Source organism: Pseudomonas monteilii (assembly GCA_001534745.1).
GTDB lineage: Bacteria > Pseudomonadota > Gammaproteobacteria > Pseudomonadales > Pseudomonadaceae > Aquipseudomonas > Aquipseudomonas alabamensis.
Genome location: CP013997.1, coordinates 3,561,812 through 3,574,689, shown reverse-complemented (window position 1 = coordinate 3,574,689; position 12,878 = coordinate 3,561,812). Strand labels below are relative to the sequence as shown.

At 66.1% G+C, this 12,878-nt stretch carries 10 protein-coding genes and 2 tRNA genes; 5 read left to right on the top strand and 7 right to left on the bottom strand.

The genetic code is table 11. From position 1 onward, the window contains the following. Nucleotides 1-44: 44 nt before the first annotated feature. Nucleotides 45-1,919 carry a glycerol acyltransferase gene (locus APT63_15225; protein ID AMA46860.1) on the top strand — a complete coding sequence of 625 codons (1,875 nt, stop codon included), beginning with the start codon at nt 45-47 and terminating at the stop codon, nt 1,917-1,919. Nucleotides 1,920-1,934: 15 nt separating this feature from the next. Here the strand turns inward: APT63_15225 and APT63_15220 are convergent, their stop codons facing one another. The 3 genes from APT63_15220 to APT63_15210 all read right to left on the bottom strand — a co-directional run bounded on the left by APT63_15220 (nt 1,935) and on the right by APT63_15210 (nt 4,997). Then, on the bottom strand, nt 1,935-2,252 hold the full coding sequence (locus APT63_15220; protein ID AMA46859.1) for a molecular chaperone: 318 nt from the start codon (nt 2,250-2,252) through the stop codon (nt 1,935-1,937). 718 nt (nt 2,253-2,970) lie between these two features. Beyond that, nucleotides 2,971-3,933: a sodium transporter gene (locus APT63_15215; protein ID AMA46858.1), complete on the bottom strand. Its 963-nt coding sequence runs from the start codon at nt 3,931-3,933 to the stop codon at nt 2,971-2,973. Between the two features lie 143 nt (nt 3,934-4,076). Then, nucleotides 4,077-4,997 (bottom strand): recombination-associated protein RdgC, encoded by a 921-nt coding sequence (locus APT63_15210; protein AMA46857.1) that lies wholly within the window; start codon nt 4,995-4,997, stop codon nt 4,077-4,079. A 202-nt stretch (nt 4,998-5,199) separates the two neighbouring features. Between APT63_15210 and APT63_15205 the strand changes: the two genes are divergently transcribed. From APT63_15205 to APT63_15195, 3 genes are all read left to right on the top strand, one after another. Beyond that, nucleotides 5,200-5,275 (top strand) — tRNA-Val (locus tag APT63_15205). 16 nt (nt 5,276-5,291) lie between these two features. Next, a tRNA-Asp gene (locus APT63_15200) sits at nt 5,292-5,368 on the top strand. A gap of 155 nt (nt 5,369-5,523) precedes the next feature. Continuing rightward, nucleotides 5,524-7,245 carry a molecular chaperone HscC gene (locus APT63_15195; protein ID AMA46856.1) on the top strand — a complete coding sequence of 574 codons (1,722 nt, stop codon included), beginning with the start codon at nt 5,524-5,526 and terminating at the stop codon, nt 7,243-7,245. On the opposite strand, the gene APT63_15190 is transcribed toward APT63_15195, so the two are convergent. The 4 genes from APT63_15190 to APT63_15175 all read right to left on the bottom strand — a co-directional run bounded on the left by APT63_15190 (nt 7,239) and on the right by APT63_15175 (nt 11,678). After that, the gene (locus APT63_15190; GenBank protein ID AMA46855.1) at nt 7,239-9,923 is read right to left on the bottom strand and encodes a hypothetical protein; all 2,685 of its coding nucleotides are present in this window, start codon (nt 9,921-9,923) and stop codon (nt 7,239-7,241) included. The two genes, APT63_15195 and APT63_15190, sit on opposite strands and share 7 nt — an antisense overlap. Further along, nucleotides 9,920-10,612: a hypothetical protein gene (locus APT63_15185; GenBank protein AMA46854.1), complete on the bottom strand. Its 693-nt coding sequence runs from the start codon at nt 10,610-10,612 to the stop codon at nt 9,920-9,922. The genes APT63_15190 and APT63_15185 overlap by 4 nt, the downstream gene beginning before the upstream one ends. A gap of 80 nt (nt 10,613-10,692) precedes the next feature. Next, complete coding sequence (locus APT63_15180) at nt 10,693-11,478, bottom strand: methionine aminopeptidase (protein AMA46853.1); 786 nt, start codon at nt 11,476-11,478, stop codon at nt 10,693-10,695. Beyond that, nucleotides 11,475-11,678: a hypothetical protein gene (locus APT63_15175; protein AMA46852.1), complete on the bottom strand. Its 204-nt coding sequence runs from the start codon at nt 11,676-11,678 to the stop codon at nt 11,475-11,477. Before APT63_15175 ends, APT63_15180 begins: the two co-directional genes overlap by 4 nt. Nucleotides 11,679-11,876: 198 nt before the next feature. Between APT63_15175 and APT63_15170 the strand changes: the two genes are divergently transcribed. Further along, nucleotides 11,877-12,848, top strand: coding sequence for a hypothetical protein (locus APT63_15170; protein AMA46851.1), 972 nt, complete (start codon nt 11,877-11,879; stop codon nt 12,846-12,848). The last annotated feature ends 30 nt before the right edge of the window (nt 12,849-12,878 follow it).

Below are 12,878 nucleotides of genomic sequence, written 5' to 3'. Positions count from 1 at the left end.
CTTGTAGTTTGCGCGATGGACAAAGCCATTCAGGTACAAGGACGATGAGTCACCCTTCGCAATTCGCGCTGCTCGGCAAGCGGCGATTCCTGCCGTTCTTCGTCACCCAGTCGCTCGGCGCCTTCAATGACAACCTGTTCAAGCAATCCCTGATCCTGGCGATCCTCTACAAGCTCAGCCTGGAGGGCGACCGCTCGATCTGGGTCAACCTGTGCGCCTTGCTGTTCATCCTCCCGTTCTTCCTGTTCTCCGCCCTGGCCGGGCAGTTCGGCGAGAAGTTCGCCAAGGACCGCCTGATCCGGATGATCAAGCTGGCCGAGATCGGGATCATGGCCATCGGCGGCGCCGGGTTCGTCACCGGCCACCTGACCCTGATGCTGGTGGCGCTGTTCGCCATGGGCACCCATTCGGCGCTGTTCGGCCCGGTGAAGTATTCGATCCTGCCCCAGGCCCTGCGCGAGCAGGAGCTGGTGGGCGGCAATGGCCTGGTGGAAATGGGCACGTTCCTGGCGATCCTGGCCGGGACCATCGGTGCCGGGATGATGATGTCGTCCGCGTCCTATGCCACGGTGGTGGCCGGCGGCGTAGTGGGCACGGCGGTGCTGGGCTACCTGGCCAGCCAGTGGATTCCCAAGGCGCCTGCCGCCGAACCGGGCATGAAGCTCAACTGGAACATCGTCAGTCAGTCCTGGGCCACCTTGCGCCTGGGGCTCGGCCAGACCCCCGCGGTATCGCGCTCGATCGTCGGCAACTCCTGGTTCTGGTTCGTCGGCGCCATCTACCTGACGCAGATCCCGGCCTATGCCAAGGACTGGCTGCACGGTGACGAGACCGTGGTGACCCTGGTGCTGACGCTGTTTTCCATCGGCATCGCCCTCGGCTCGCTGCTGTGCGAGCGACTCAGCGGGCGCAAGGTCGAGATCGGGCTGGTACCGTTCGGCTCGTTCGGCCTGACCCTGTTCGGCCTGCTCTGGTGGTGGCATTCGGGTGATGTGCCACGTGGCGATGCGCCCTACGACTGGCTCGCGCTGCTGTCGCTCGGCCAGGCCTGGTGGATCCTGCTGTCGATCGTCGGCCTGGGCGTGTTCGGCGGCTTCTACATCGTGCCGCTGTATGCCCTGATCCAGGCCCGCACGCCCGAGCGCCAGCGCGCCCGGGTGATCGCCGCCAACAACATCCTCAACGCCTTGTTCATGGTGGTCTCGGCGCTCGTCACCATCGCGTTGCTGAGCGTGGCCGACCTGAGCATTCCGCAGCTGTTCCTGGTGGTCTCGCTGCTCAACATCGGCGTCAACGCGTACATCTTCAGCATCGTGCCCGAGTTCACCATGCGCTTCATGATCTGGCTGCTCGGCCATGCCATGTACCGGGTCGAGCACCGTGATCTGCAGCGCATTCCTGACGAAGGGGCGGCGTTGCTGGTGTGCAACCACGTGTCCTACGTCGACGCGCTGCTCATGGCCGGGGCCGTGCGACGTCCGATCCGCTTCGTCATGTACTACAAGATCTACCGCCTGCCGGTGCTGCATTTCATCTTCCGCACCGCGGGGGCCATTCCGATCGCGGGGCGCGGCGAGGACGAAGCCACCTATGAACGCGCCTTCGCCCGCGTCGCCCAGTACCTGGCCGAGGGCGAGCTGGTGTGCATCTTCCCCGAAGGCAAGCTGAGCACCGATGGCGAGATCGATGCGTTCAAGGGCGGCATCAACCGGATCCTGGCCGAAACGCCGGTGCCGGTGATCCCGCTGGCGTTGCAAGGGTTGTGGGGCAGCTTCTTCAGCCGCGATCCGGACAAAGGCCTGTTCAAGCGGTTCTGGTCGCGGGTGACCCTGGTGGCGGGCGACCCGGTGCCGGCAGAAGCGGCAAAGCCCGGCGTGCTGCGGGAAAAGGTCGCCGCGTTGCGGGGCGACCTTCGCTGAGGCGGGGAGGGGAGGTCAGCTCGCGCTGACCTTCAGGCCGATCAGGCCGGCGACGATCAGCGCGACGCTGAGCAGCCGCACCAACGCCATGGATTCACCGAACAGGATGATCCCGGCAATGACCGTGCCCACGGCGCCGACGCCGGTCCAGATCGCGTAGGCGGTCCCCAGTGGCAGCTCCTTCACCGCCAGGCCCAGCAACCCCAGGCTCACGGCCATGGCGGCGATCGTCAACGCCGTGGGCAGGGGACGGGTGAAGCCTTCGGTGTACTTGAGCCCGACGGCCCAGCCCACTTCGAACAGGCCTGCGAAAAACAGAATGATCCAGGACATGGAAAACCTCCATTCAGACATGCGAATGGGGCCGTCCCCGAAGTGTTCACGCCAAGCGTCGTAAGGCCGTCCTTACCGTGCCTGCATGCTGCACAAGCCGGGCGTTTCTGGCAAGTGGGGTGCGGAGGCCGTGGCCTGTTTTCATGGGGTGGCGGCAGAAAGGCAGGCGTGCCTGATAGAGGGGGTGCGCTGATTTTATGGGCCCTGCGGGCCCAATCGCGGCACTGGGGCCGCTCCCACAGATGACCGCGATAGCCTGCAACCCCGCGGTGGGGCTACGGGTGTAGGAGCGGCCCCAGTGCCGCGATTGGGCCCGCAGGGCCCACAGGATCAGCCCCCACGTCAGCTCAGAAAAGCCCGCTTCCACAAGACTGCTGGCCCATGATCACGCCAATGCCACCGACCTGTGGGAGGCAGGTTCGCCTGACGGAGAAGGTGCGCTGATTTTATGGGCCTTGCAGGCCCAATCGCGGCCGGTCCGGCGCCCCGGCAGGGGCCGCTCACAGATGACCGCTATAGCCTGCAACCCCGCGGAGGGACTACGGGTGTAGGAGCGGCCCCAGTGCCGCGATTGGGCCCGCAGGGCCCACAGAATCAGCCCCCACGTCAGCCCAGAAAAGCCCGCCTCCACAAGACTGCTGGACCACGATCACGTCAATGCCACCGACCTGTGGGAGCGGGCTTGCCTGCGATGGCGTCCATGCCGACGCAGCAAGCCTCAGGGTCGAGTACTCGGCCTCTGGGCCGCCGCCGGGTCTTCCTTCATGCGTCTGAACCAAGTGGAGAGCAACGCACCGGAGATATTGTGCCACACGCTGAACAGCGCGCTCGGCACGGCCGCCAGGGGCGAGAAGTGCGCACTGGCCAAGGCTGCGCCCAGCCCCGAGTTCTGCATGCCGACCTCCAGCGCCAGGGACTTGCGCTGGGCCAGAGGCAGCTTGCAGAACTTGCCTGTCAGGTAGCCCAGCAGGAAGCCGAAGCTGTTGTGCAGGATCACCACCGCCATGATCAGCAGGCCCGACTCGGCGATCTTCGCCTGGCTGGCCGCCACCACGGCGCAGACGATCAGCACGATGCTCACCACCGACACCAGCGGCAGCACCTGAACCGCCAGGTGCACCCGGGCGCCGAGCAGTTTCTGCGCCAGCACCCCTAGCACGATGGGCAGCATCACCAGCTGCAGGATCGACCAGAACATGTCCATGAACGAAACCGGCAGCCAGGCCGACGCCAGCAGCCAGATCAAGGTCGGGGTGAGCAGAGGCGCGAGCAACGTCGTGACCGCGGCGATCGCCACGGCCAACGCCAGGTCACCCTTGGACAGCCAGACCATCACGTTCGAGGCCGTGCCGCTGGGGCAGCAGCCGACCAGGATCACGCCCACGGCGATCTCCGGGGGCAGGTGGAACAGCTGGCACAGCAGCCAGGCCACGCCCGGCATGATCACGAAATGCGCGACCACCCCCAGCGCCACCCGCCAGGGCTGGCGGGCAAGGGCGGCGAAGTCGTCGAGCTTGAGGGTCAACCCCATGCCGAACATCACCAGCCCCAGCAAGGGAACGATGGCGACCTTCAGGCCGATGAACCACTGGGGCTGGAGGTAGGCCAGGCAGGAAAACACCAGGACCCACAGGGCGAACGTGTTGCCGACGAAGCGGCTCAAGGCGGCCAAGGCTCGCATGGGATCTCCTATCATTGGCGGCAAGTGGCAGGCTGCACGCTAAAAGCTGATCGGCTGTGAAGCACCTCTATAAGGTGGCCTGAAGGATACAGCGTCCAGGCCACCCCGCGTCCCAGCGGGCAGCATGCAGCTCAAGGCCTCGGTCAGACGCCCTGCGGCAGCTCTTCACCACCCAAGGCTTCGAAGAGGATCGGCAGGAACTCGGCGAAGGTCATCATCATCAGCTGGAACGAGGCGTCGAACTGTTGCTGGGCCTCGTCGCCGCCATCCTGTTCGGCTTGCTCTTGCAGCAGCTCCTCGAACTTCAGGCGCTTGATCACCATCTTGTCGTCCAGCACGAACGACAGCTTGTCCTGCCAGGCCAGGGACAGCTGGGTGACCAGCTTGCCGGTGCTCAGGTGCAGCTGGATTTCCTCGCTGGTCAGGTCCTGGCGCTTGCAGCGCACGATGCCGCCATCTTCGGCGGTGTCGCGCAGTTCGCATTCGTCCAGTACATAGAAGCCGTCGGCGGCCTGTTGCGACTTGACCCAGTCGGTCATGGTGGCGCTCGGGGCGATCTTCACGGTGGCCGGGCGCACCGGCAGCGAGCCCATCACTTCGCGCAGCGTCGACAGCAGGTCTTCGGCACGCTTGGCGCTGGCCGAGTTGACCAGGATGAGGCCCTGGCGCGGGGCGATGGCGGCGAAGATCATCGAGCGGCGGATGAACGCACGCGGCAGGAAGGCCTGGATGATCTCGTCCTTAATCTGGTCGCGCTCCTTCTTGTAGACCTTGCGCATCTGCTCGGTCTCGATCTCTTCGACCTTTTCCTTGACCGCGTCATTGACCACGCTGCTGGGCAGGATGCGTTCTTCCTTGCGCGCGGCGATCAGCAGGAACTCGCCACTGACGTGGACCAGCGGAGCGTCCTCGCCTTTGCCGAAGGGCGCGACGAAACCGTAGGTGGTCAGTTCCTGGCTGGCGCAGGGGCGAGCCGGCTTGCTGGCCAGGGCTGCCTCGAGGGTCTCGGGGTCGAACGGTACGTCCTGGGTGAGGCGGTAGGTCAGCAGGTTCTTGAACCACATGGGGTGAAGCTCTCCTTAATACACGAGGCGGGCATTATTCTCCGAGTCAGGGGCCAGGCCAACCCTACGGCCGGCATTTGCCCGGTTATTGGTCGGTGAGCAGGGGTGCCGATAGGTCATTGAAAGGCTTGGAAAATTTTTTTAAAAAAGTGCTTGCCAGGGTGGGATGTCCTCCGTAGAATGCGCGCCACACCGAGACGAAGGGTGATTAGCTCAGCCGGGAGAGCATCTGCCTTACAAGCAGAGGGTCGGCGGTTCGATCCCGTCATCACCCACCACTTCTCAGTGTATCGCGCAGCGGTAGTTCAGTCGGTTAGAATACCGGCCTGTCACGCCGGGGGTCGCGGGTTCGAGTCCCGTCCGCTGCGCCATCTTCGAGCTTCCAGGGCCCACTGAACACCCGGAAGCCACAACGAAAGCGACCTTAGGGTCGCTTTTTTTGTTTCTCCGATTGGGTCAAAATGCCTTGTCCGCCGGCCCGCGGCCAGCAGGCTGCCACCGGCTCTTCTCATGCAAGAGGCCGAACATGCAGGATGCCGCTCTTCCCTCCGCTCCGTTTCCCTCAGGCCCTTCGCGGTCCGCGCCCTTGCTGGGCATCGACCTGGGCACCACCAACAGCTTGATCGCCGTCTGGCAGCAGGGGCGGGCGCAGCTGATCGCCAATGCCCTGGGTGAGACCCTGACCCCGTCGGTGGTCAGCGTGGACGACGACGGCAGCGTACTGGTCGGTCAGGCTGCCAAGGCCCGGCTCACCACCCATCCCCACCTCAGCGTGGCGGCCTTCAAGCGTTTCATGGGCAGCGACAAACGGTTTCAGCTGGGCGAACAGTCGTTTTCCCCCGAGGAACTGTCCGCCCTGGTGCTGGGCGCGCTCAAGCGCGACGCCGAGGCCTACCTGGGTTGCCCCGTGACCGAGGCGGTGATCTCGGTACCGGCCTATTTCAGCGACGAACAGCGCAAGCGCACGGTCTTCGCCGCCGAACTGGCCGGGCTGACCGTGCAGCGGCTGATCAACGAGCCGACTGCCGCCGCCATGGCTTACGGGCTGCATGAGCAGGCCCTGGAACGGACACTGGTCTTCGACCTGGGCGGTGGCACCTTCGATGTCACCGTGCTCGAGTACGCCTTGCCGCTGATCGAGGTGCATGCCTCCACCGGCGACAACTACCTGGGCGGCGAAGACTTCACCGAAGCGCTGTTGGCCGGTTGCCTGCGTGACTGGCAGCTCAGCGCCCAGGCCTTGCAACCGCGCGAGCTGGCCAGCCTGCGGGACGCCATCGAGCGGTTCAAATGCGAGCTGGGCGAGGGCGGCGGTACCCTGCACTGGAAGGGCGATGGCCAGGCACGCCAGTGGGTGCTCGATGGCGCGGCCTTGCAGTCGCTGTGGGCGCCCCTGCTGACCCGGGTGCGCGCCCCGATCGAGCAAGCGTTGCGCGACGCCCGGCTGAGCCCGCGCGAGCTGGACAGCCTGGTGCTGGTCGGTGGCGCCACGCGCATGCCACAGATCCAGCAGCTGGTGGCCAAGCTGTTCGGTCGCCTGCCGTACCGCCACCTGGACCCGGATACCCTGGTCGCCCTGGGCGCTGCCAGCCAGGCGGCCTGCAAGGCCCGCGAGCAGACCATCGAAGAGCTGATCCTGACCGACGTCTGCCCTTACACCCTGGGGGTCGCCGCCGGACACACCGAGCACACCGGCGCGTCGTTCTCACCGATCATCGAACGCAACACGGTCATCCCGACGTCCAAGGTGGAGCGCTTCTATAGCTCGCACCCGCAACAGGAGGTGGTGCGCATCGCCGTGTACCAGGGTGAGCGGCCCTGGGTACGCGACAACATTCTGGTCGACAGCTTCGAGATCCCGCTCAAGTCCACGGGCGAGATCCAGTCGCTGGACGTGCGCTTCAGCTACGACATCAATGGCTTGCTGGAAGTCGACGTGACCTTCCTGGAAACCGGGCTCAAGCACAGCCACAGCATCGACCGCAGCCCCACCGGCCTGGACGCCGACGCGCGCCAGGCCAGCCACGACCGGCTGGCCGGGTTGAAGATCCACCCGCGCGACACCTTGCCCAATCGCACCTTGCTGGCGCGGCTGGAGCGGGCCTGGATGCAGAGCCTGGGCGAGGAGCGCGACCTGATCGGCAGTTGGCTGGCGGCGTTCAACGCCGTGCTCAGTGCCCAGCACAGTGCCGAGATCAGCCGCCAGCGCCAGCACCTGAATCAGGCGCTGGACGAACTGCGTTACTGAGCGTCGAGCTGACGCAAGGCCGCCTGCAGGCCGTGGGGCAGAGTGTTGGTCTGGCCAGGCGGAGGGCCGCTGCGGTTGGGCAGCGGGTCGCCCGGCCAGCCGAGCAGCAGCAACGGCAGGATCGGTATCCAGCGCAGCAGCGCCAGCAGGATGATCAAGGCCGGCACGCCCTGGCCCACGTCGCGCAGGCGCCGCAGCAGCCCGCTCATGACCAGCAGGCCGACCACGATCATCGCCACCCCCTGGGTCTGCGGCGGTATCAATAACAGGCCTGACGCCAAGTGGCCGGCAAGTCCCGTGCGCGTCAGCCGTGTGTCCAGCCGCCAGACCGCCCAGGCCGGTGCCGACGGCTGCTGCGCCTGTTGCTCGAGCAGGCGCTCCGACCAGGCCAGCAGGGCCAGGATCGCACAGCGCAGACCCGCATCCTGCGCAGGGTCGTCCTTGCCGCGCTGAAGGGCCTTGAGCACCCGCAGGCTCGACACGCGGCCGTGCCCGGCCAGGTTGCCGAAGGCTTCCAGCGCAGTGTTGTACAAGGCCACATCGACCCCTTCGAGCAGGTCGGCCGAGAGTCGTCTGCCCTGGCCCTTGAGCAACTGTTCGAACACCGGCCCGAGCCGAGGATGGGCTTCCTTGATGAAGTCCATCATCCCGTGGGCCTTGCCCCGTTGTTCGTCGGACAGGCTGGCATCGCAGAGGAAGGTGGCACTGAGCAGCAGGCAACCGAGCGGATGGTCTTCCAGCCAGCCGCTGTCCTGGTCGGCACACTCGAAGAGCTGTGCCGTACTGGGCAGGCGCGGGCTGTCGAAGCAATGGGCCCAGGTGATCAAGCGTGACGCCAGCAGGCGCTGGGCCGTGTCGTTCAGGTCGAGCCGATCGAGCAGCACGCCCTCCAGGTCGTCGGTGTCCACAGGCCGCAGGTGGTCGACGGGCAGCGAGGCGAGGAAATGCGCGGGCGGGAAGGCCAGCCGCTCGACGCAGTCGCGTGACACCAGCCTCAGCCAGCGCCCGGGCTGCTCCAGCAGGGCCAGCGTGAACAACTGCTGGCGATGCCAGGCGATCAGGTCCTGGGTGTCGTCGACCGCTGGCAGCGTGAAGCCTTCGAGCATCAACCGGTACTGTGCCCACAGCCCGAACGGGCGAGGCAGCATGCGGCCGGTCTGGAAGTGTTCGAGCAGGGCGTCCAGCGCACGGGGCGAGTAGCGACGCAGGCGGCGCAGCCATTCGCGGCACGCCGGGTGGGCCTCGTCCGTCAGCAGGGCAGGGGGCAGGCTGGCGTCGTCGTTGGCACAGAAGGTGGCCAGTGCGCGCGGGATCGGTGCCTGGTGCAGCCAGTGCAGGGTCTGCCTGGCCTGGGCGCGAAAACCCTCGACGATCAAGGCATCGAGCCCTGCTTCGCCGTCCGGCTCGTCCACCACCTGGCGCAGCAGATCGGCTTCCCCGCGCTGCAAGGCCCAGGCATGCCAGTAGCGGCGCTGCAAGGTGGCATCCGCCGGAGCCTCGAGCAGCCAGGCCAGCAGCGGCAGTTCATCGTCACCGTTCAGGCACCACTGGGTAAAGGCTGCGGCGATCCCTTCGAGTGGCAGGCGAGAGGCGACCAGCCAACGGGTCAAGGTTTCTGGGCGCTGCGCCGGACTGGCCCAGCCTTGAATCGGATGAGCCAGATCCTGTGGCCAATAGCCCGGCAGCTCGAAACCATCCAGGGCCTGGATCAGCAACGGCAGGCGATGCGGCGCCTGTCGGCTGCACAGGGCCAGGAGGGCGGCGGGCGCTTCGGGGTGACGGTGCGTACGCCACAGCGTCGCCCAGCAGTCCAGCGCCTGCTCATCGTCGCCCAAGGCCCCGTGCTGACGCGTCAGCAGGTACAACAGGTCGATATCGTCCGGGGCCGCCTGCCACTGGGCCTGCAGCTCGTCACGCCAGGCCTTGGCCGGCACGCCGACCTGACAGAACTGGGTTCGCAGCCGCAGCATCAGGGCGTCGTCGTCCGGCAAGGGCAGGCAGGTGTGACGTCCGGCGAAGTCGCGGTACTCGTGGAAGGGACGTTGGGCGTAGCAATAGGCCAGGGTGCGCAGGTACCAGAACGTTTCCAGCTGTGCCGCGCTTGGCCAGTCGCGCATCAACCCCGTGTCGAACGGGTCTGGCGTGCTCAGGCGTTGCAGGAAGGCTTCGGTCTCGGCGGGATCGTCGAGCCGCAGCAGCTGTTGCGCCCAGGCGAAGCGCTGGGCCAGCAAGTCGGCGCAGCGGTGGGAGATCGGCCCGCAGTCCTGCAGCAGGGCCAGAATGTCCCAGCCCAGGTCATCCAGGGCGTCGAGCGGCAGGTCGTCGAGCGCCACCACATAGGCCTGCCAGGCCGCCAGGTCGAAGCGCGTGCGGGGGGTGTCGAGCAGCGTTTCGAAGGCCTGGAAGGCCTCATCGCGTTGACGCCGAGCGTCATCGACCGCTTCGGCCTCGTGCACGGTTTCCACGTCTGCCTGCGCCCCGACTTCAGTCGAGTCGGCGGTCGCTGCCTGGGGCTGTTCGCGGGCTAGGCGCAGGGCCTGTTCATAGGCTTCGCGCAGGGCCTGGAAGCCCTCGGGGTCAGTCTCGGGGTGAAACGCCGGCAGGCGCGTACGGTAGGCCAGGCGAATGGCCTGGGTATCGTCGGTCGGTGCGATGTCCAGCAGGGTCCAGCAGCTCATGACCAGCCCTCCCGCGGCAGGCTGGCTGGGCGCTCGAGTTCGGGCAGCGGCAGGTGCCACGGCAGCGAGGCCAGCACCTCGCTGGCGCCCTGGCTCAGGTTGAGGGCGATGCAGCGATTCCAGTGGTCGCTGCCTTGCCGGGGCAGGGCAGCGTCGAAGGCGTCGTCGTCGAGATCGGAGACGTTCCACAGCGCCTTGCCCAGCAGGTAGCCGGTCAGGTAGCGGTTCCAGCTCTCGTAGTAATGCCGGGCGCGCAACGAGAGCCGGTAGTGCAGGTACAGGCTTTCGTCTTCGTCGATATAGCCGCGCAGCGTGCCGACCCGCAGCAGGTAGCTCATGCGGCCGAGGTCCCAGGCCCGGGTTCCGCCGTCGCCACAGTCGGCGAAGGTGCTGGCGACGTATTCGTGCAGACGACGTGCCCGGCGCGGCAGGCTGTCGAGCAACGCACGCCATTGGCTGGGCAGGCAGCGCTGGTACTGCCAATAGAGGTCGTTCAGCTCGCAGGCGTGGCCTGCGTCGGCCATCGACAGGGTGTCGAGCAAGCGCTCGCGGCCGTCGATGCCCCAGGCGTGCTCCAGGTTGGAGGTGTCTTCACCCTCGAAGTACGTGGCCGAGGTGTAGCTGGCGCCATTGAGCGCGGCCATGGGGCTCGACAAGGCATACAGCCAGCGACGGGCGTTTTCATCCACTGAAAAAAGACTCCTGTGCAGCACGAGAAGGGGTGACCTGGGCGCCGAGTGTAGAAGAGGCCCGGCGCCCCGGGCAATCCTCAGCGCCCCAGGCGTCCGGCCTCTTCGGCCCGCAGGGTCAGCACCTCGACCCCGTCCTCGGTCACCGCCACGGTATGCTCCCATTGCGCCGACAGCAGGCGATCGCGGGTGATCACGGTCCAGCCATCGCGCAAGGTCTTCACGCCACGGGCGCCCTGGTTGATCATCGGCTCGATGGTGAAGACCATGCCAGGTTTCAGGCGCAGGCCGCTGCCACGTTGGCCGTAATGCAGCACCTCGGGCTTTTCGTGCATCTGCTGGCCGATGCCGTGGCCGCAGTATTCGCGCACCACGCTGTAGCCCGCCGCTTCGGCGTGGGCCTGGATGGCATGGCCGATATCGCCCAGGGTCGCGCCAGGTCGCACCTGCTCGATGCCTTTCCACAGCGCCTCGTAGGTGGTGTCGACCAGGTGGCGGGCTGCCTCGTCGATGGCGCCGATGGCGTACATCTTCGACGAGTCGGCAATGTAGCCGCCTTGCTCGAGGGTGATGTCGACATTGACGATGCTGCCTGCCTCCAGACGCTGCCTGGCATCGGGCATGCCGTGGCAGACCACGTGATCGACCGAGGTGTTCAGGGCGTAGGGGAAGCCGTATTGCCCCTTGCTGGCCGGGCGTGCCTTGAGCGTCTGGACGATGAAGGCTTCGGCGTGGTCGTTGATCTGCATCGTGGTGACGCCAGGCTGGATAAAGCGGTCTAGCTCGGCGAATACCTCGGCCAGCAGTTGCCCGGCGCGACGCATCAACGCCAGTTGCGGTGCGGTCTTGAGGATGACCTGGCTCATTGCAGCAACGCCTGGAGGGTGGCCTGTTCCTGGCGCAGCAGTTGGCGCAGCAGGTCCTGATACGTGGCTTGCGGGTGCAGCTCGGCGAGCATGCCCAGGCGAATCCAGTGCTCGGCCTGGGCATTGATCGAACGGGACATGACCGTGCTGGCCAGGCGCAGGTCTTCATGCAGGGTGTCGGAGATCTTGACGATGCCCATGGGTCTCTCGCTATATGAAACGTATACATAGCGTATCGTCAGGACGACGTGAAGGCCAGCGTGGCCTGACGTGTGGGGCGACATCGATCCGCCGGGGAATGAGCCGAGGAATTCTTTTCAGCCTTTTCCAATACCGCTGCTCCGGCGCACCGCCTAGAATCCAGGCATCTTTTCGTTCAGGCGTCATTCGAGGGTTTCATGCACATTTCTTCCGGACGCTGGGTACGCGGTCTGTTCTTGGCGCTCGTGACCGCGTTTCTGTGGGGCATCTTGCCGATCAAGCTCAAGCAGGTGCTGCAGGTGATGGATCCGGTGACGGTCACCTGGTACCGCCTGCTGGTATCGGGTGGGTTGCTGCTGGCCTGGCTGGCGGCGCAGAAGCGCCTGCCGCGCTTCCAGGGGCTGGGGCGTCGGCGCTATGGGCTGGTCGGGCTGGCGATCGCCGGTCTGCTGGGCAACTACGTGTTGTACCTGATGGGGCTCAACCTGCTCAGCCCGGGGACGGCACAACTGGTGGTGCAGATGGGGCCGGTGCTGTTGCTGGTGGCCAGCGTGTTCGTCTTCAAGGAACGCTTCAGCCTCGGCCAAGGCCTGGGATTGCTGGTGTTGCTGGTGGGCTTCGGCCTGTTCTTCAACCAGCGCCTGAGCGAACTGCTGACCTCGCTGGGCACCTACACCACGGGCGTGCTGACCATCCTTCTGGCCACCAGCATCTGGGTCTTCTACGCCTTGAGCCAGAAGCAGCTGCTCACGGTCTGGCACTCGCAGCAGGTGATGATGGTGATCTACCTGGGCTGCGCCACGTTGCTGATCCCCTGGGTGCATCCGCTGGAAGCGCTCGAGCTGTCCTCCGTGCAGAAGTGGCTGCTGCTGGCCTGCTGCCTCAATACCCTGGTGGCCTATGGCGCCTTCGCCGAGGCGCTGGCGCACTGGGAGGCCTCGAAGGTCAGCGCCACCCTGGCCCTGACGCCTCTGGTGACCTTCGTGGCCGTGGCGCTGGCGGCCGTCGTCTGGCCCGACTATGTGCAGGCCGAGGACATCAATGCCGTGGGCTATGTCGGGGCGGTCACCGTAGTGGTGGGCTCGACGCTGGTGGCGCTGGGGCCTTCGCTGGTCGCGCAGTGGCGTCTGCGGCGCGGATCCGCGCAGAGCGGCCAGACGCGTGGGTGACCTGTCAATTGTGCCAGTTGTCCCTTCATG

Bases quoted from the DNA above. Each gene is read 5' to 3' on its own strand.
- APT63_15225 (AMA46860.1), top strand. From the start codon at position 45: ATGAGTCACCCTTCGCAATTCGCGCTGCTCGGCAAGCGGCGATTCCTG.
- APT63_15220 (AMA46859.1), bottom strand. From the start codon at position 2,252: ATGTCCTGGATCATTCTGTTTTTCGCAGGCCTGTTCGAAGTGGGCTGG.
- APT63_15215 (AMA46858.1), bottom strand. From the start codon at position 3,933: ATGCGAGCCTTGGCCGCCTTGAGCCGCTTCGTCGGCAACACGTTCGCC.
- APT63_15210 (AMA46857.1), bottom strand. From the start codon at position 4,997: ATGTGGTTCAAGAACCTGCTGACCTACCGCCTCACCCAGGACGTACCG.
- APT63_15195 (AMA46856.1), top strand. From the start codon at position 5,524: ATGCAGGATGCCGCTCTTCCCTCCGCTCCGTTTCCCTCAGGCCCTTCG.
- APT63_15190 (AMA46855.1), bottom strand. From the start codon at position 9,923: ATGAGCTGCTGGACCCTGCTGGACATCGCACCGACCGACGATACCCAG.
- APT63_15180 (AMA46853.1), bottom strand. From the start codon at position 11,478: ATGAGCCAGGTCATCCTCAAGACCGCACCGCAACTGGCGTTGATGCGT.
- APT63_15175 (AMA46852.1), bottom strand. From the start codon at position 11,678: ATGGGCATCGTCAAGATCTCCGACACCCTGCATGAAGACCTGCGCCTG.
- APT63_15170 (AMA46851.1), top strand. From the start codon at position 11,877: ATGCACATTTCTTCCGGACGCTGGGTACGCGGTCTGTTCTTGGCGCTC.